Here is a 17,916-nt window from a genome sequence, read left to right on the forward strand (position 1 = left end):
CAGATGGCTGTAAAATCCGTAATTTGAAAGGAGCCCGATTCCATGATCCTTCCCATTTTCATTCCCCACGCCGGGTGCCCCCACCAGTGTTCCTTCTGCAACCAGCGGACCATCAGCGGTGAAGGGGAGGGGGGCCTGGCCGGGGCCCGGCGGCAGATGGAGAAACTGTCCGCCTGGGTCCGGCCCTCCCCTTCCAATGAACTGGCTTTTTACGGGGGATCTTTTACGGCGCTCCCTGATTCCATCCAGGAGGCTTTGCTGGATCTGGCGGAAACCTGGCGGGCCCGGGGATTTTTCGGCCCCCTCCGGCTGTCCACCCGGCCTGATGCCATTACTCCCCCCATCTTGGACCGTCTCCAGAATCATGGGGTGGAAACCATCGAACTGGGGGCCCAGTCCCTGGATGACCGGGTACTGGCCCAGGCCCGCCGGGGGCATACAGCCGCCCAGGTCCATGCTGCCTCACGGCTGATCCGGGCCTGCGGCTTCCGTCTGGGGCTCCAGCTGATGACCGGGCTCCCGGGCCAGGACGCAGCCAGCCTGGAAGACACCAAACTGCAGGTCCTTGCCATCCATCCGGACCTGGTGCGGATCTATCCGGTGCTGGTGATCGAAGGTACTCCTCTGGCGGACCAGTGGCGCCGGGGGGATTATGCGCCCCAGACCGTGGAACAGGCGGCGGATGCCTGCTGGACCCTGTACCGGGACTTTACCGCCGCCGGGATCCAGGTGATCCGCCTGGGCCTCCAGCCGGACCGGGAACTGTGCGCCCCGGGCCACATCCTGGCCGGTCCCTTCCATCCCGCTTTCGGGGAAGTGGTGAAAAGCCGGGGCATCGGCCGCCAGGTGCTGGAGGAGATTGCAGAGCTTCCCGGTGGGGATTATAATATGGTTATCACCTGTCCGGACAGGATGGCCTCGGTGGTACGGGGCCAGCACCGGAGCAATGTCCGTCTGTGGGAACAGACGGGAAAGGTCCGGGTCATTTTCCAGACGGGAAAAACCTTTGAGGTGATGTTCCATGACAGAAAAACTCTATGAAAACGATTCTCTCCTGCAAAGCTGCCAGGCCACAGTGGTCAGCTGCGAGAAAAAGGAGGACCATTATGAAGTGATCCTGGACCGGACAGTACTCTTCCCGGAAGGGGGCGGCCAATTGTCCGACCAGGGCTGGCTGGACAAAGTGCCCGTATTCTACGCCAGCGAAGAGGGTCAGGACGTGCGCCACTGGACCCGGGAACCCCTGGAACCGGGGAAGACCGTGGCAGTGAAACTGGACTGGCCGGTGCGACTGGACCGGATGCAGCAGCACTGCGGGGAACACATCCTGTCCTATGCCTTCTGGAAAACCTGCGGGGCCAACAATGTGGGCTTCCATATGAATGAGGACAGCGTGTTCATCGACCTGGACCAGGAAATCGACGAGGAAAAGGCCAAAAAGGCGGAATGGATGGCCAACGAATGCCTCTGGGCCAATGAACCCATTTCCCTTCATTATGTAGATGCTTCAGAACTGGGGAACTATCCCCTGCGGAAAAAGAACGAAAAGCTCAAAGGCACCGTCCGGCTGGTGGATATCAAAAACGGAGACATCTGCACCTGCTGCGGCACCCATCCCCCCTATACGGGCATGGTAGGGTCCATCCAGATCATCCGGTTCGTCCGGCACAAGGGAGGCAGCCGGATCGAATTCCTCTGCGGCAACCGGGCCCTCAGGGCCATGCATGAACGGAACCGGATTTTGGAAGACACCAGCAATTTCCTGTCGGTGAAGGCGGAAGACGTGCTGCCAGCGGTGGAAAAACTCCACCAGGAGATCCTGGATCTCCGGGGGAAGGTACGGGAAAAGACCCAGGAACTGATCCGGCTCCAGCTGCCGGAAAAAATGGCCCAGGCACCGGTGCTGCCCAACGGCACCAAACTCCTGGTGCTCACCCTGGAAGGCACGGCGGCGGACGGAAAAAGCGCCATGAAGCTGGCCAGTGCCCAGCCCGGGGTGCTGGCGGCGGTGTTCACCAAAGAGGGGGACCGGCTTATGTACCAGTTCGCCTTAAGCGAAGGAGCGGAAGGGGACTGCAGGGCCTGCTGCGCCAAAGCCAATGAACTGTTTGGAGGCCGGGGGGGAGGCCGTCCCCAGAGCGCCCAGGGCGGCGGCACCGCCGGAGCGGACTGGGAGGAAAAGGTAAAGGAACTGGTGGAAGGAATCAGGGGATAAAAATAGCAGGGGAAAAGAGGGGCTGCTGCCTGGGCAGCAGCCCTCCTGATGGAAACGCAGCGCTGGCTGCTAACCCACCACCAGCCTGACGGCTGGTCCCCCGCCCTTGAAAAGGGCGGATATACGTTGGGACCAGCGGCCCATGGCCAGTGCAGCAGGACGTCAGCCCAAGATGCACATATCCGCCCTCGAAAAGGGAGGGAATACGCCGGGACCAGCGGCCCATGGCTTATGCACCAGTGCGCCAGCCCAAGGTGCACATATCCACCCTCGAAAAGGGAGGGAATACGCCGGGACCAGCGGCCCATGGCTTATGCACCAGTGCGCCAACCCAAGATGCACATATCCGCCCTTTACAAGGGCGGGGGACCGTTGCGCCTGCGCAATGGTGGTGGGTTAGCATTCCCCCGGGAATGCGTTTCCCTTCATAGGAACCTGCGGCTGCAGGTTCCCTCCACCGGCCATTGACAATTGACAATTGACGGGTTGCTGCACCTTTCGTGCAGCAACCCCTTGCAACTTTTGTAACAAATATGATATAATCTCTATCAGCTGTGATTGCACAGCCCACTATACCACACACGCAGAGTCAGGACGCGGCTGTCCTTGCTGGCTGCCGGCAAGGTTAAGCGAAAAATGATCTGCGGAGGAAAAAACAGGAGGAAACAAAAATGGCAATTGTATCCATGAAACAACTTTTGGAAGCAGGCGTACACTTCGGTCATCAGACCCGCCGCTGGAACCCCAAGATGGCTCCCTACATCTTCACCGAACGGAACGGGATCTACATCATCGATCTGCAGAAGACCGTGAAAAAGGTGGAAGAATGCTACAGCTTCCTGCGTGAACTGGCTGCCCAGGGCGGCACCGTGCTGTTCGTAGGCACCAAAAAGCAGGCTCAGGCTGCCATCAAAGAAGAAGCTGAACGCTGCGGCATGTTCTATGTGAACGAAAGATGGCTGGGCGGTATGCTGACCAACTTCAAGACCATCCAGACCCGGATCAAGAGACTGCATGACCTGGAAAAGATGGAAGAAGAAGGCACCTTCGACCTGCTGCCGAAGAAAGAAGTTATCGTTCTGCGCCATGAAATGGCCAAACTGGAAAAATACCTGGGCGGTATCAAAGACATGAAGAAGCTGCCCAGCGCTCTGTTCGTCATCGATCCCCGGAAGGAACACAACGCCATCCTGGAAGCCCGGAAACTGCACATCCCCATCGTGGCCACCGTTGACACCAACTGCGATCCCGATGAAGTGGATTACCTGATGCCCGCCAACGACGACGCCATCCGTGCTGTCCGTCTGCTGACCAGCAAAATGGCTGACGCTGTCCTGGAAGGCAAAGCCAGCGCTGTGGATGAAGAAGCTGCCGCCGCTGACGAAGCTGCTGCTGAAGAAGAAGCCAAGGACGCTGAATAAGCTTCCTTTCCCAAATTCCATAAAGTTACAGGAGGAATACTGATGGCAATTACTGCTAGCATGGTTAAAGAACTGCGTGAACGTACCGGCGCCGGCATGATGGACTGCAAAAAGGCCCTGACCGCCACCAACGGCGATATGGATCAGGCAATCGACTACCTGAGAGAAAAAGGCCTGTCCAAGGCTGCCAAAAAGGCCAGCCGTGTGGCTGCTGAAGGCCTGGTGGAAGCATATGTGGACGAAGCCAATAAAGTGGCTGTCCTGGTGGAAGTCAACTGCGAAACCGACTTTGTGGCCAACACCGACGAATACAAGAACCTGGTGCTGAGCGTGGCCAAACACATTGCCGCCCACAAACCGGCTGATGTGGCTGAACTGAACGACCAGACCTTCGAAGGTACGGACAAGAAAGTCAGCGAAGTGATCACCGAAGCCATCGCCAAGATCGGCGAAAAGATCGATGTCCGCCGCTTCGCTGTGTATGAATACGGCAACGATACCCTGGGCCATTACATCCATGGGGCCGGCAAGATCGGCGTCCTGGTTGAACTGGAAGGCGGGGATGCGGAAGTGGCCAAAGACGTGGCCATGCACATCGCTGCTGCCAACCCGTCCTATCTGGACCGGACTCAGGTTCCTGCCAGCGAACTGGATCACGAAAAAGAAGTCCTGGCTGAACAGGCCAAGAACGAAGGAAAACCGGAAAAAATCATCGAAAAGATGGTTATGGGCCGTATCCAGAAATTCTATAAGGAAATCTGCCTGGTGGATCAGGAATTCATCAAAGATCCGGATAAATCCATCAGCACCCTGCTGAAGGAACACAATGCCAAGGCAAAGAGATTCGTCCGCTTCCAGCTGGGCGAAGGCATTGAAAAGAAGAAGGAAGACTTCGCTGCTGAAGTTGCCAGCTTCGTAAAATAACACTCTTGCAAGGGGCTCTCGCTTGTGCGGCAGCCCCTTGTTTTTTGAGACATTCTAGATTCAGTCTTGCAGGAAAGACCATTTTCACCTATAATGATAAAGAACGGAAGGGGACGGCTGGTCCGGACCTTTCAAAAGCATTGTAGAACTGTGGATGACTTCTTGTTCAAGATCTGCGGAACTCTGTAGGAGGTACTGTCAGTGTCGGGTAATAGAAAGTTCAAACGCGTGATTCTGAAACTCAGTGGGGAAGCCCTGGCCGGTGAGAAAGGCTACGGCATCGATCCCAAAACGGTGGACGCCATTGCGGCCCAGATCCAGGCAGTCCGGGAAAGCGGACTGGACGTGGCTGTGGTCAACGGCGGCGGGAACATCTGGAGAGGCCTGGCCGGTGCTTCCAAAGGCATGGACCGGGCAACGGCGGACTACATGGGGATGCTGGCCACGGTCATCAACTCCCTGGCGCTGCAGGATGCTCTGGAAAACCGTGGGGTGCCCACCCGGGTGCAGACGGCCATTGAAATGAGAGCCATTGCGGAACCCTATATCCGCCGGAGAGCGGTGCGGCACCTGGAAAAGGGCCGTGTGGTGATCTTCGCAGCCGGCACCGGCAATCCGTATTTCTCCACGGACACCACGGCAGCCCTGCGTGCGGCGGAAATCGAAGCCGACGCCATCCTGATGGCCAAGAAGGGCGTGGACGGGGTCTATGACAGCGATCCTGCCGTGAATCCCAACGCCGTGAAGTTCGACCATCTGGAATATATCGAAGTGATCCAGAGAAATCTGGGTGTCATGGACTCCACCGCCATCAGCCTGTGCATGGACAACCACATTCCCATCGTCGTGTTCAACATCGATGAGGAAGGGAACATCCTGAAGGCCGCTGCCGGTGAAGAAATCGGAACCCTGGTAGGAGGATTCTAAATGGCAACGATTGAAGAACTGCAAACCAAAACCCAAGAAAAGATGGATAAAGCGCTCCATGCGCTCCGGAACGAACTGACCAACATCCGCACCGGGCGGGCTACCCCGTCCCTGCTGGACCAGGTGAAAGTGGACTACTATGGGGCTCCCACTCCGGTGACCCAGGTGGCCAATGTGTCCGTGCCGGAACCCCGTATGATCGTGATCCAGCCCTGGGACCGGAGCCTGCTGAAGGTCATTGAAAAGGCCATCATGACTTCCGATCTGGGCCTGAACCCCAACAATGACGGGACTGTGATCCGCCTGAATCTGCCCCTCCTGACGGAAGAACGCCGGAAGGAACTGGTAAAGGTGGTCAACAAAAAGGGCGAAGCCAGCCGGGTGGAAATCCGGAACATCCGCCGGGATTTCAATGACGCTGTGAAAAAACAGGTGAAAGCCAAAGAAATCACCGAAGATGATGCCAAAGATGCAACGGATTTTTCCCAGAAGCTGACGGACAAATTCATGAAGAAAATCGATGATGTCCTGGCCCAGAAAGAAAAGGAAGTCATGTCGGTGTGAGTACGGCAGCTCCCAAGGCCCCCGATGTACTGGCCCGGCCCCTGGCCCTGGCTCTGGAAAAACTGGAGCAGGCCGGCTGGCAGGCTGAAATCGTCCGGGCAGAACCTTATCTTCACCATCCTGCGCTAGTCTGGCATGATGACTCTGCTTATATTCTTAAGCAGACCGTTGTGTCTGACCATACATTACAAATTATTGTTGGTTGCAAATTCGAAGGGAGGTGTACTGACCAATGGCACACAAAATTAACCAAGACGAATGCATCGGCTGTGGTTCCTGCGCTGGGACCTGCCCGGTAGGTGCAATCGCTGAAGACAACGGCAAGTACAAGGTTGACGAAGCCAGCTGCATCGATTGCGATGCTTGCACCGGCGCTTGCCCGGTTGGCGCTATCAAAGCTGAATAAGCTTTCTGGCGTTGTTGCGCAGCCCGCGTAAGCAGGCTGCGCAAATTTTTTTATAGGGGTATGCCAATGCTGAAAAAACTCTTAGGCCTCACTTCCAAACCGGAACCCATCCCGGAAACCGACGGGGTGGATACTTCCATGCTTCAGCCCGATCTGATCCCCTGCCACGTGGCCATCATCATGGACGGCAACGGCCGGTGGGCCAGAGCCCAGGGAAAACCCCGGACCTTCGGCCATGCAGCCGGTGCCCGCACCCTGCGGCGGATCGTGAAGTTTGCAGACCATCTGGGCATCAAGGCCCTGAGCGTCTACGCCTTTTCCACGGAAAACTGGAAACGGCCCGTTACGGAAGTCCGTTTCATCATGGATCTTCTGTGCCAGTATCTGACCAGTGAACTGGAAGAATTCAATCAGTACAATGTCCGTATCCGTTTCATGGGCTCCCGGGAGGGACTGCCCGCCATTGTCCAGGAAAAGATGGACCATGCCCTGGACGTGACCAAGGACAATACGGGAATCATCCTGAATATCGCAATCAATTACGGCGGCCAGCGGGAGCTGGTGGAGGCCGTGCGGGAAATCGCCGGCTCCGTCCAGCAGGGGACCCTGACCCCGGATGCCATAAATGAAAAGACCATCGAAGAACATCTGTATACCCGGGGCCTGCCGGCACCGGATCTTTTGATCCGCACCGGGGGTGACCTGCGGGTGAGCAATTTCATGCTCTGGCAGATCGCCTATTCGGAATTCTGGACCACGCCTGTTTTCTGGCCGGACTTTTCCGAGGAACTGCTGACGGAAGCGGTGTTCAGTTATCAGAAACGGGACCGCCGGTTCGGCGGCCTGAATCAGAAATAAGAGGCGCTGACTATGGGACAGAGAATACGGACGGCGATTGTCGCCATCCCCATTGCATTGTTTTTGATCAAGATGGGGGGCCTGCTGTTTGCTCTGGGAGTACTGATCCTGGGGCTGGTGGGCTTCCGGGAATACCGGAACATGCTGACCCGGGACGGGATCCAGGTGTACCGGGCCACGGGACTTGTGGGTACGGCTCTTCTCATCGGGGCGACCGGGCTGGGGAGACCGGACTGGCTGCTGCCCCTGGTGACCCTGTTTTCCCTTTTGGTGCTGCTGGAAGGGCTCTATTTTTATGCCCAGGGCCATTTTCCGGAAAACACCGGCCTGACCTGCATGGCTCTGGTGTACCTGGGGCTGCCCTTTGCCCATTTCATCCTGCTCCGGGAACTTTCCGGTCCCTTCCACACCATCCCCGGATGGGGGACGGTGAGCCTGGGGGAAGCCCTGCTGTGGACGGTGATGTTCGCCACCTGGGCCAGTGACACCTTTGCCTATTTCGGGGGACGGGCCTTCGGGAAGACCAAGTTGCTGCCCAAAGTCAGTCCCAAAAAGACCCGGGAAGGAGCCCTGTGCGGGTTCCTGGGCTGTGTGGCCACCGTTTGGCTCCTGGGCAGCCTGTGGCTCCAGTATCCTCTGGTGCCGGTGCTGCTCCTGGGGGTGGGCATCGGGTTCTTTGCCCCTCTGGGGGACCTGGTGGAAAGCATCCTGAAACGGTCCTGTGACATCAAGGATTCCGGCAACTTCTTCCCCGGCCATGGGGGCGTGCTGGACCGGTGCGACAGTCTGATTTTCTCGGTGCCTTTTGCCTATTATTTCATCACCCTGGTCCTGTTGGGCTGAAGGAGGTTGCCATGAAGAACATTGCAGTATTGGGGTCCACCGGGTCCATCGGTACCCAGACCCTGGAAGTGGCCGCGGCCAATCCGGAACGGATCCGGGTGGTGGCCCTGGCGGCCCATAAAAATGACCAGCTGCTGGAAGCCCAGATCCGGAAATTCCATCCGGCCCTGGCAGCCCTGTCCGATCCGGAAGCGGCCCGCAGGCTGAAAGAACGGTATGAGGGCCCTACGGAAATCCTCGCCGGTCCTGAAGGGATCATGGCCGCAGCCACCTGCAGCCAGGCGGATACGGTACTGGGAGCCATGGTGGGATACGCAGGCCTGCAGCCCACCCTGGCGGCCATCCGGGCCGGGAAGGACATCGCCCTGGCCAACAAGGAGACCCTGGTGGCCGCCGGCAGCCTGGTGATGGAAGCGGTGAAGAAGGCCGGGGTCCGGCTGACTCCCGTGGACAGCGAACACAGTGCCATTTTCCAGTGCCTCCAGGGGAACGCCCACAAGGACCTGAAACGGATCCTTTTGACCGCCTCCGGGGGCCCCTTCCGGGGAAAGACCCGGGAAGAGCTCCAGAACGTGACGGTGGAGCAGTGCCTCCATCATCCCACCTGGACCATGGGCACCAAGGTGACCATCGATTCCTCCACCCTGGCCAACAAGGGGCTGGAAGTGATCGAAGCCCACTGGCTGTTTGACGCCCCATACGAAAAGATCGTGCCGGTGATCCATCCCCAGAGCATCGTCCACAGCCTGGTGGAATACAGTGACGGGGCCGTGATGGCCCAACTGGGGGTGGCGGACATGAAGCTGCCCATCCAGTACGCCCTCAGCTGGCCGGACCGGTGGCCGGTGGCCTTTGACCAGCTGGACCTGGTGAAGGCCGGGCCTCTGACTTTTTATGAACCGGACACCAAAGTGTTCCGGGCCCTGGCCCTGGCCATTGCCGCCGGGAAACAGGGAGGCACCCTGCCCTGTACCTTCAACGCCGCCAATGAGGTGGCGGTGGCATCATTCCTGAAAGGCCGGCTGTCCTTTTTGGACATTGCTGATCTCATCGAAAAGGTGCTGGATGCAACGGTGCCGGCCAAAGTGGACGGGTACGAAACCATTGTGGAAGCGGACCGTCTGGCCCGGCAGAAGGCAGAAGCCCTGGTTGCCCAGGGAGTGTAGGAGGATTGTGTTTTGACAACGATACTGGCAGCCATCGTACTGTTCGGTGTGCTGATTACGGTCCATGAACTGGGCCATTTTCTGGCGGCCAAGGGCACCGGTATGCTGGTGACGGAGTTTTCCATCGGCTTCGGGCCCAAGCTGATCCAGAAAAAAGTGGGGGAGACCCTGTATTCTCTCCGGCTGTGCCCTTTGGGAGGGTACAACCGGATCGCCGGCATGGAGCCGGGAGAAGCAGTGACTCCCCGGGGGTTCAACGGACGGCCCCTGTGGGCCCGGATGCTGGTGATCCTGGCCGGGCCCTTCATGAATTTCCTGCTGCCCTTCCTGCTGTTTTTCGGGATCTTTGCGGTCAGCGGCCTGACCCTGCCGGTGAACAAGCCGGTGGTAGGGTCCCTGATGGAAGGATACCCGGGAGCCGCTGCCGGGCTCCAGGCTGGGGACCGGCTGGTGAGCATCAACGGCCGGAAACTGGAGAAATGGAATGACATCAACAGCCTGGTCCAGGAGAACGGCCCCAAACCAGGGAAAGTGGTGATCAGGCGGGACGGCCGGGAAATGACCCTGACTCTCCAGCCCCGGTTCGACGGGGAATCCAAGCGGTTCCTGATCGGGGTCCGGCCTCCCCTGGAACACCGGCAGCTGTCTCTTTGGGAAAGCCTGAAGACTGCCGGCCTGGCCGTAGGGAAGACCACCGTGGCCATGGTGGACGGGCTGCGGAAGATGATCACCGGGAAGGTCCGGGCGGATATCGCCGGGCCCATCGGTGTGGCCCATATGGCAGGAGACGTGGCGGCCCAGGGGGCGGTGCCCTATCTGGAGTTCATGGCCTTCCTGAGCCTGAACCTGGCGGTACTGAACCTGGTGCCCATCCCGGCCCTGGACGGAGGCCAGTTCCTGGTGCTGGTGGTGGAAGGGCTCCTGGGCCATGCCCTGGCGCCCAAAGCCAAGGAAATCATCCAGATGATCGGGGTGGCCTGCATCGTGGCCCTGACCATTTTCGCCACCATGCATGATCTGCTGCAGTAGGAGGGAATATGGAAAGAAGAAAAAGCCGTGAAGTAACCATTGGCAGCGTCACCATTGGAGGGAACCATCCGGTGGCCGTCCAGTCCATGACCAATACCAAGACGGAAAACATTGCCGCCACCGTGGACCAGATCCACCGGCTGACGGAACGGGGCTGTGAAATCATCCGGTGCGCCGTGCCCACGCTGGAAGCGGCCCAGGCCCTGAAAGAAATCCGGAAACAGATCGCCATCCCCCTGGTGGCGGATATCCATTTCGACTACCGGCTGGCCCTGGAGGCCCTCCGCAGCGGGGTGGACGCCCTGCGGCTGAACCCGGGGAACATCGGCGGACGGGACCGGGTGGAAAAAGTGGTGGCTGCTGCCCGGGAGCGGCAGGTGCCCATCCGGATCGGGGTGAATGCCGGTTCCCTGCCCAGGGACCTGCTGGAAAAATACGGGCACCCTGTGGCGGAAGCTCTGGTGGAAGCCGCCTGGCGCCATATTCATATTTTGGAAGAGATGGATTATAATAATATCGTCATTTCTCTCAAGGCCCACGATGTGCCCCTGACCCTGGCGGCCTACCGGCTCATGGCCAAAGAGTGTGACTATCCCCTCCATGTGGGGATCACCGAAGCCGGGACCATCCACAGCGGTCTTATTAAAAGTGCCGTGGGCATCGGTACCCTCCTGGCGGAAGGCATCGGGGACACCATCCGGGTTTCCCTTACCGGGGATCCCCTGGCGGAAATCGATGCCGGGTTCGAGATTTTGAAATCCCTGGGCCTGCGCCAGCATGGACCTACCCTGGTATCCTGCCCCACCTGCGGGCGCACCTGCTGGAGCCTGGAAAAAGTGGCCCATGAAGTGGAAGCCCGTCTGGAAGAGATCCCGGATCCCATTACCGTAGCCGTCATGGGCTGCGTGGTGAACGGGCCGGGAGAAGCCCGGGAAGCCGATGTGGGCATTGCCGGGGGCAAAGGCGAAGGCCTGCTGTTCCGGAAAGGAGAGATCCTCCGGAAAGTGCCGGAAGACCGGCTGGTTGAAGAGCTGTTTGAAGAAATCCACAAGATCATAGACGAAAGGAAGTTGTAAACATGCGCGTTTCCCAATTGTATGCACCCACTCTCAGAGAGGTACCGGCAGAAGCCGTCATTGAAAGCCACAAGCTGATGCTCCGGGCCGGATACATCCGGAAGGTGGCCGGCGGCCTGTACAGCTATCTGCCCCTGGCCTGGCGGAGCCTGCGGAAGATCGAAGAGATCATCCGGGAGGAAATGGTCCCCACCGGCGCCCAGGAAATCATGATGCCCATTGTCCAGCCTTCTGAAATCTGGCAGGAAAGCGGCCGGTGGCCGGCTTACGGGGCGGAAATGTTCAAACTGAAAGACCGGCACGGCCGGGACTTCTGCCTGGGGCCCACCCACGAAGAACTGGTGACCACCCTGGTACGGGACGACCTGCGGAGCTACCGGCAGCTGCCTGTGACCCTGTACCAGATCCAGAGCAAGTTCCGGGACGAAAAGCGCCCCCGGTTCGGGCTGATGCGCAGCCGGGAATTCATCATGAAGGACGCCTATTCCTTTGACAAGGATATGGAAGGCCTGGACAAATCCTACCAGGACGAATACGATGCCTACTCCCGGATCTTCACCCGGTGCGGCCTGGATTACCGGCCGGTGGAAGCGGACAGCGGGGCCATCGGCGGCAAGGGCAGCCATGAATTCATGGCCCTGGCAGACAGCGGGGAAGCGGGGATCGTGTACTGCGACACCTGCGACTATGCCGCCGACGTGGAAAAGGCCGAATGTGCCGCCATCGCAGCTCCTGCGGAAGAACCCAAAGCACTGGAAAAGAAGGAAACCCCTGGGTGCAATACCATTGAAGCCGTGTGCAGCTTCCTGAAGGCTCCTGTGGAAAAAAGCGTGAAGGCCGTGGCCTTTGTCACCGACGAAGGGAAACTGGTGCTGTGCTTTGTCCGGGGGGACAAGGAAGTCAACGACACCAAAGTGGTGAACGCCGTAGGCTGCAACGAAGTGGACATGGCTCCCGACAACCTGATCCGGGAAGCCGGCACGGTGCCCGGATTCATGGGACCCATCGGCCTTGACAAGGACAAGGCCATCATCCTCATCGACCATTCCGTGATGAACATGCACAATGTGTGCTGCGGGGCCAACGAAAAGGACGTCCACTATGTGAATGCGGAACCCTCCCGGGATTTCGTGTACACCCAGGTGGCGGACATCAGCACCGCCGTGGCCGGGGACAAATGCCCCCACTGTGACGGCCATCTGAAGGAAGCCCGGGGTATCGAAGTGGGCCAGGTGTTCAAACTGAACACCAAATACAGCGAAGCCCTCCATGCCACCTATCTGGACGTGGACGGAAAGGAACATCCCCTGGTCATGGGCTGCTACGGCATCGGCGTGGGCCGGACCCTGGCGGCTGCCATCGAACAGCACCACGACAAAGACGGGATCATCATGCCCAAAAACATCGCCCCCTACCAGGTGATGGTACTGGCCATGAACGTGAAGGATGAAGAAAGCTGGCAGAAGGCTGTGGAAGTCCACGATGCCCTGAACGCCGCCGGCATCGACACCCTGCTGGATGACCGGGACGAACGGGCCGGGGTGAAGTTCAAGGATGCGGACCTTATCGGCTGCCCTCTGCGGATCGTCATCGGACCCAAGACCATGAAACGGGGCGCTATGGAAACCAAGCTCCGGTGCAGCGGCGAAATGGCCGACGTGTCCTTCGAAGGAGACTGGATCCAGGCCATCCGGGACATTTTGGACAAGGCGCTGTAATCACTGATTTTGTCAACGGTCAATGGTCTGTGGAGGCCTGCTGACCGTTGACCGGTAACAATCCAGGAAGGGAGACAAAGGCATGGATAACGGAATGCTGGCCCAGCTTACCCTGCGGATCCTGATGGCTGCGTTCCTGGGCGGGCTCATCGGTCTGGAACGGAGCAGCGGGGACCGGCCGGCGGGGCTGCGGACCCATGTGCTGGTGGCCACCGGTTCCGCCCTTTTGATGGTGGTGTCCATTTACGGCATCGACGGCCATCCCCAGGCCCGGGATCCTTCCCGGATCGCCTCCCAGGTGGTCAGCGGCATCGGCTTTTTAGGGGCCGGGACCATTCTCCACGAAGGGCTCACCGTCAAGGGGCTTACCACCGCCGCCAGTCTGTGGATCGTATCGGCCATCGGCCTTACAGTGGGCTGCGGCATGATGGCTCTGGGCATCTTTGCCACTGGGATCGCCCTGATCACCCTGATCCTGATCCGGGGGCTGGAAAAGAAGGTGCTTCCGGCGGGGAAACCCACCCGGTGCAAGCTCCATGTGATCCTGAGCAAAAATCCGGATAGCATGATGGACGTTATGGAGTATCTCCAGAAACGGAACATCAAGACCCGGATCCTGGGGATCCGGAATGATCCCCAGCGGAGTGTGATCGAAGTGGATCTGTTGGTGAAAATCGGCAAATATTACAATGCCAATGCCATCATCAGCGGACTGGAAAACGCCGAAGCGGTGAAAAAGGTCGTCCTGGTGGATGACTGACAAAGGAACAAAGAGGTTGGAATGAGCGCAAGTTGCTATAAGATCGTACCCAACAGACACGTGTTCCTGGACTTTATGGTCACTCTGGACCTGAGCCCGGAACAGCGGCACTGTGTGGAAACCTTTCCCATCCGGTACGTGGAAGTGGATGAAGCCAGGAATACCTGGAAGATCTCCTACGATGCGGCAGCGACGGCTCTGGAACAGCAGGAACTGGCAGCGGTGGCGAAAAAGCTGGCCGCTGCCTGTTCTGTTGCCCAGGTGACCTTCGTGAACGTGAATGCGGACCAGGTGGCGGCTCCCTGTCTGGAGGATGAGGAAATCCCCCTGCCTCCGGAACCGGAAGAGCCGGAAGAGGAGCCCCAGGAGGACGACTTCTTCCAGAGCGAGGAATACCTGAAGGCCCTGGAAGCGGTGGAAGCCAGCCGGGGCGGCGGGAACCGGACCGACGGAGTGGTCTACGGCCGGAAAATCACCAAAAAGGCCCGGACCATGGCGGAAGTGGTGGAAGAAGAGAACAATGTGGTGGTGGAAGGCACCGTGGTGGGGTTCGATGTACGGGAACTCCGGACGGGAGCCGTCATGCTCACCATCAAGCTCAGTGACGACACCGAAGGGCTTTTTGCCAAGATCCGGTTTGGGGAACGGAACGAGGGGAACGACCCGAAAAAGAACATGAAGGAATGTGCCGATCTCCAGAAAAAGATCCCGGAAGGATCCCTGGTGAAGATCCAGGGGAACATCACCGTGGACAAGTACGCCAACTCGGAACTGGTGATGGTGGGGGTCAAAGGCATTATGCAGGAACCGGTGGAACGCCGGGAAGACAAGGCGGACGTGAAACGGGTGGAGCTCCACTGCCACACCAAAATGAGCAAGATGGACGGGCTCACCCCCATCAAGGAACTGGTGGACACCGCCGTGCGCTGGGGCCACAAATCCCTGGCCCTGACGGACCATGGGGTGGTCCAGGCCTTCCCCTTTGCCTATGACGAAGCCAAAGCCCTGAAGGAAAAGAATGGCTGGGAACTGAAGCTGATCTACGGGGTGGAAGGGTACCTGTGCCACAGCCGGGAAGACAAGAAGAACTACCACATCATCCTCCTGGCCAAAAATGTGGAAGGTCTCCGGAACCTGTACCGGCTGGTGTCCCTGTCCCATTTGCAGTATTTCGGGGGCAAACCCAAGCGGCCCCGGCTTACCAAAGGGCTCCTGGACCAGTACCGGGACGGTCTGATCATCGGCTCCGCCTGTGCTGCCGGGGAAGTGTACCGGGCCATTCTGGCAGGGGTGCCGGAAGACGAACTCCGGGAAATCGCCTCCTACTACGATTACCTGGAAATCCAGCCCATCGGCAACAACAACTATCTGATCCGGGATCCCCGGTTCCCGGAGATCAAGACCGTGGAAGACCTCCAGGCCATCAACAAAAAGATCCTGGCCCTGGGGGACGAACTGGGGAAACTGACCGTGGCCACCTGCGACGTCCATTTCCTGAATCCGGAAGACGCCCTGGCCCGGAAGATCCTCCAGGCGGGGATGGGCTATCCCGACGAGGAACAGCCGCCCCTGTATCTGCGGACCACCGAAGAGATGCTGGAGGAATTCTCCTACCTGGGGGACCGGGCCTATGAAGTGGTGGTGGAGAACTCCAACAAAATCAGCGGCCAGGTGGAGCACTTCAAACCGGTGCCCGACCGGGACCAGCTGTATTCGCCCACCATCCCCGGTGCCAAGGAAAAAGTGGAATCCCTCAGCTATGCCAAGGCCCACGAATGGTACGGGCCCAAGCTGCCCAAAATCGTGGAGGACCGGCTGAAGCAGGAACTGTCTTCCATTATCGGCAACGGGTTCTCGGTGCTGTACTACATCGCCCATCTGCTGGTGAAAAAATCCAACGACGACGGGTACATGGTAGGGTCCCGGGGTTCCGTAGGGTCCTCCTTTGTGGCCACCATGCTGAACATTACGGAAGTGAATCCTCTGGTGCCCCATTACCGGTGTCCTCACTGCTACCATACGGAATTCTTTACGGACGGGTCCGTAGGGTCCGGGTTCGACCTGCCGGAAAAGAACTGTCCCGAATGCGGGACTCCCATGATCCGGGACGGGCACAACATCCCCTTTGCCGTATTCCTGGGGTTCCACGGGGACAAGGTGCCGGATATCGATCTGAACTTCTCCGGGGAATACCAGCCCCGGGCCCACAAATACACCGAAGAACTGTTCGGCCGGGACAATGTGTTCCGGGCGGGTACCCTGGGCACCATCAAGGACAAGACCGCCTACGGGTACATCAAGAAGTACTACGAAACCCGCGGGGAGCCCAAACGGACCGCTTTCATCGAAGGGCTGATCCCCAAACTGGCCGGGGTGAAACGGACCACCGGACAGCATCCCGGGGGCATTGTGGTTATCCCCCGGAACCTGGATGTCCACTACATCACCCCCGTGTCCTATCCGGCGGATGATCCCAGCTGCGGCACCATCACCACCCATTACGATTTCCACTCCATTGACGAACGGATCGTCAAGCTGGATATCCTGGGCCACGATGATCCTACGGTGATCAAGATGCTGGACCGGATGCTGGGAGAGGACTACTGCCGGAACATCCCCATCGGGGATCCGGACACCATGGAACTGTTCCTGTCCACCAAATCCCTGGGGGTGACCCCGGAGCAGATCGGTACGGACGTGGCCACCTACGGGGTGCCTGAATGCGGCACCCGGTTCGTACGCCAGATGATTTCCGACGTAAAGCCCAAGAACTTTTCCGACCTGCTGCGTATTTCCGGGTATTCCCACGGCACCGATGTGTGGCTGAACAATGCCCAGGACCTGATCAAAAGCGGGACCCCCACGGAAGACACCATTTCCACCCGGGACGACATCATGAACTGGCTGATCAACAAGGGCATGGAGCCCAGCATGGCCTTCGGGATCATGGAATGGAGCCGGAAAGGGAAGGCCCACAAGAAAGGGTTCAAACCGGACCAGCTGGAAGCCTTCGAAAAGGCCCACATCCCGGATTTCTACATCAAGGCCTGTACCACCCTTCAGTACCTGTTCCCCAAGGCCCATGCCGTGGCCTACGTGCTCAGCGCCTACCGGATTGCCTACTGCAAGGTGCACCATCCCAAGGAGTTCTACGCCGCCTACTTTACGGTCCGGGCTCCCCATTTCGACTTCACCCTGGTCCACAAGGGCCTGGACTACATGAAGCGGTTCATTCAGAACGTGAACGCCCAGGGCACCAAGGCCTCGGTGAACGACAAGGATACGGCCACCTACATGGAACTGTGTGTGGAGATGCTGGAACGGGGCTTCACCTTTGATGATGTGGACCTGTACAAATCCGACGCCCACAAGTTCCTGGTGACGGAACACGGGCTGCTGCCGCCTCTGGGTGCCATTGGAGGCATCGGGGGCGTGGCCGCGGAAGGGATCGTGGAGGCCCGGAAAAAAGGCCCCTTCATTTCCCAGGAAGACCTGCGGAACCGGGCCAAGATCAGTACCAGCAACGTGGAGATCCTGGAAGACCTGGGTGTCCTGGAAGGGATGCCCAAGACGGACCAGATCGAGCTGTTTTAAAAGAGGGGCTGTTGCAGGGGCAACAGCCCCTGTCACTGGAAGCAGGAAGGAACCTGCGGGGGGGCAGGTTCCTTTGAAGGAAAACGCAGCCGTAGGCTGCTAACCCACCACCGGCCTAGCGGCCGGTCCCCCGCCCTTGAAAAGGGCGGATATACGTTCGGGGCTGCGCCCCGTTGGTTTATGCACCAGGGCGTCGGCCTGACGAAGCGTATTCCTGCCATTAGAAAGGACGGATATACCGTTTGGGGCTGCGCCCGCTGCTTTATGCACAAGGGCGTTCAGCCTGCTGTGCAATTTATCCGCCCCTTTTCAAGGGCGGGGGACCATTGCGCCTGCGCAATGGTGGTGGGTTAGCAGCGTCAGCTGCGTTTCTCTTCAGGCCAAACGCCTGGGGCGGTTGGCTTCCGACTGCCCT

At 58.9% G+C, this 17,916-nt stretch carries 15 protein-coding genes; all 15 read left to right on the forward strand.

The window, feature by feature from the left end; translation table 11 throughout:
- The first annotated feature begins 42 nt into the window (after positions 1-42).
- The 15 genes from ACTQY5_RS10115 (at position 43) to ACTQY5_RS10185 (ending at position 17,501) form a co-directional block, all read left to right on the forward strand.
- Positions 43-1,041, forward strand: coding sequence for an elongator complex protein 3 (locus ACTQY5_RS10115; RefSeq protein ID WP_441369160.1), 999 nt, complete (start codon positions 43-45; stop codon positions 1,039-1,041).
- Complete coding sequence (locus tag ACTQY5_RS10120; RefSeq protein ID WP_441369161.1) at positions 1,022-2,215, forward strand: alanyl-tRNA editing protein; 1,194 nt, start codon at positions 1,022-1,024, stop codon at positions 2,213-2,215. The genes ACTQY5_RS10115 and ACTQY5_RS10120 overlap by 20 nt, the downstream gene beginning before the upstream one ends.
- A 671-nt stretch (positions 2,216-2,886) precedes the next feature.
- The gene (rpsB, locus tag ACTQY5_RS10125; RefSeq protein ID WP_022486993.1) at positions 2,887-3,636 is read left to right on the forward strand and encodes a 30S ribosomal protein S2; all 750 of its coding nucleotides are present in this window, start codon (positions 2,887-2,889) and stop codon (positions 3,634-3,636) included.
- 42 nt (positions 3,637-3,678) lie between these two features.
- Positions 3,679-4,560, forward strand: coding sequence for a translation elongation factor Ts (gene tsf, locus ACTQY5_RS10130; RefSeq protein ID WP_012938726.1), 882 nt, complete (start codon positions 3,679-3,681; stop codon positions 4,558-4,560).
- A 201-nt stretch (positions 4,561-4,761) separates the two neighbouring features.
- Positions 4,762-5,487: a UMP kinase gene (gene pyrH / locus ACTQY5_RS10135; RefSeq protein WP_012938725.1), complete on the forward strand. Its 726-nt coding sequence runs from the start codon at positions 4,762-4,764 to the stop codon at positions 5,485-5,487.
- Positions 5,488-6,051 carry a ribosome recycling factor gene (gene frr, locus ACTQY5_RS10140; RefSeq protein WP_012938724.1) on the forward strand — a complete coding sequence of 188 codons (564 nt, stop codon included), beginning with the start codon at positions 5,488-5,490 and terminating at the stop codon, positions 6,049-6,051.
- 232 nt (positions 6,052-6,283) lie between these two features.
- Complete coding sequence (locus tag ACTQY5_RS10145; RefSeq protein WP_012938723.1) at positions 6,284-6,457, forward strand: indolepyruvate ferredoxin oxidoreductase subunit alpha; 174 nt, start codon at positions 6,284-6,286, stop codon at positions 6,455-6,457.
- A gap of 66 nt (positions 6,458-6,523) precedes the next feature.
- Positions 6,524-7,315 (forward strand): isoprenyl transferase, encoded by a 792-nt coding sequence (locus ACTQY5_RS10150; protein ID WP_012938722.1) that lies wholly within the window; start codon positions 6,524-6,526, stop codon positions 7,313-7,315.
- Positions 7,316-7,327: 12 nt separating this feature from the next.
- Positions 7,328-8,158, forward strand: coding sequence for a phosphatidate cytidylyltransferase (locus ACTQY5_RS10155; RefSeq protein ID WP_441369162.1), 831 nt, complete (start codon positions 7,328-7,330; stop codon positions 8,156-8,158).
- Positions 8,159-8,169: 11 nt separating this feature from the next.
- Positions 8,170-9,324 carry a 1-deoxy-D-xylulose-5-phosphate reductoisomerase gene (locus ACTQY5_RS10160; RefSeq protein WP_022486999.1) on the forward strand — a complete coding sequence of 385 codons (1,155 nt, stop codon included), beginning with the start codon at positions 8,170-8,172 and terminating at the stop codon, positions 9,322-9,324.
- Positions 9,325-9,336: 12 nt separating this feature from the next.
- Positions 9,337-10,353 (forward strand): RIP metalloprotease RseP, encoded by a 1,017-nt coding sequence (gene rseP, locus ACTQY5_RS10165; RefSeq protein WP_022487000.1) that lies wholly within the window; start codon positions 9,337-9,339, stop codon positions 10,351-10,353.
- Positions 10,354-10,361: 8 nt separating this feature from the next.
- The gene (gene ispG / locus ACTQY5_RS10170) at positions 10,362-11,429 is read left to right on the forward strand and encodes a flavodoxin-dependent (E)-4-hydroxy-3-methylbut-2-enyl-diphosphate synthase (RefSeq protein ID WP_022487001.1); all 1,068 of its coding nucleotides are present in this window, start codon (positions 10,362-10,364) and stop codon (positions 11,427-11,429) included.
- A 2-nt stretch (positions 11,430-11,431) separates the two neighbouring features.
- Positions 11,432-13,147 carry a proline--tRNA ligase gene (locus tag ACTQY5_RS10175; RefSeq protein WP_154487308.1) on the forward strand — a complete coding sequence of 572 codons (1,716 nt, stop codon included), beginning with the start codon at positions 11,432-11,434 and terminating at the stop codon, positions 13,145-13,147.
- 82 nt (positions 13,148-13,229) lie between these two features.
- On the forward strand, positions 13,230-13,907 hold the full coding sequence (locus tag ACTQY5_RS10180; RefSeq protein ID WP_022487003.1) for an MgtC/SapB family protein: 678 nt from the start codon (positions 13,230-13,232) through the stop codon (positions 13,905-13,907).
- Between the two features lie 21 nt (positions 13,908-13,928).
- Positions 13,929-17,501 (forward strand): PolC-type DNA polymerase III, encoded by a 3,573-nt coding sequence (locus ACTQY5_RS10185; RefSeq protein WP_441369163.1) that lies wholly within the window; start codon positions 13,929-13,931, stop codon positions 17,499-17,501.
- Positions 17,502-17,916: the final 415 nt, after the last annotated feature.

This window comes from Acidaminococcus sp. HCP3S3_H5 (assembly GCF_052122235.1).
Lineage (GTDB): Bacteria > Bacillota > Negativicutes > Acidaminococcales > Acidaminococcaceae > Acidaminococcus.

Bases quoted from the DNA above. Each gene is read 5' to 3' on its own strand.
- ACTQY5_RS10145 (WP_012938723.1), top strand. From the start codon at position 6,284: ATGGCACACAAAATTAACCAAGACGAATGCATCGGCTGTGGTTCCTGC.
- ACTQY5_RS10160 (WP_022486999.1), top strand. From the start codon at position 8,170: ATGAAGAACATTGCAGTATTGGGGTCCACCGGGTCCATCGGTACCCAG.
- ACTQY5_RS10115 (WP_441369160.1), top strand. From the start codon at position 43: ATGATCCTTCCCATTTTCATTCCCCACGCCGGGTGCCCCCACCAGTGT.
- frr (WP_012938724.1), top strand. From the start codon at position 5,488: ATGGCAACGATTGAAGAACTGCAAACCAAAACCCAAGAAAAGATGGAT.
- ACTQY5_RS10180 (WP_022487003.1), top strand. From the start codon at position 13,230: ATGGATAACGGAATGCTGGCCCAGCTTACCCTGCGGATCCTGATGGCT.
- ACTQY5_RS10150 (WP_012938722.1), top strand. From the start codon at position 6,524: ATGCTGAAAAAACTCTTAGGCCTCACTTCCAAACCGGAACCCATCCCG.
- ACTQY5_RS10120 (WP_441369161.1), top strand. From the start codon at position 1,022: ATGACAGAAAAACTCTATGAAAACGATTCTCTCCTGCAAAGCTGCCAG.
- ACTQY5_RS10155 (WP_441369162.1), top strand. From the start codon at position 7,328: ATGGGACAGAGAATACGGACGGCGATTGTCGCCATCCCCATTGCATTG.
- rpsB (WP_022486993.1), top strand. From the start codon at position 2,887: ATGGCAATTGTATCCATGAAACAACTTTTGGAAGCAGGCGTACACTTC.
- ispG (WP_022487001.1), top strand. From the start codon at position 10,362: ATGGAAAGAAGAAAAAGCCGTGAAGTAACCATTGGCAGCGTCACCATT.
- ACTQY5_RS10175 (WP_154487308.1), top strand. From the start codon at position 11,432: ATGCGCGTTTCCCAATTGTATGCACCCACTCTCAGAGAGGTACCGGCA.
- ACTQY5_RS10185 (WP_441369163.1), top strand. From the start codon at position 13,929: ATGAGCGCAAGTTGCTATAAGATCGTACCCAACAGACACGTGTTCCTG.
- tsf (WP_012938726.1), top strand. From the start codon at position 3,679: ATGGCAATTACTGCTAGCATGGTTAAAGAACTGCGTGAACGTACCGGC.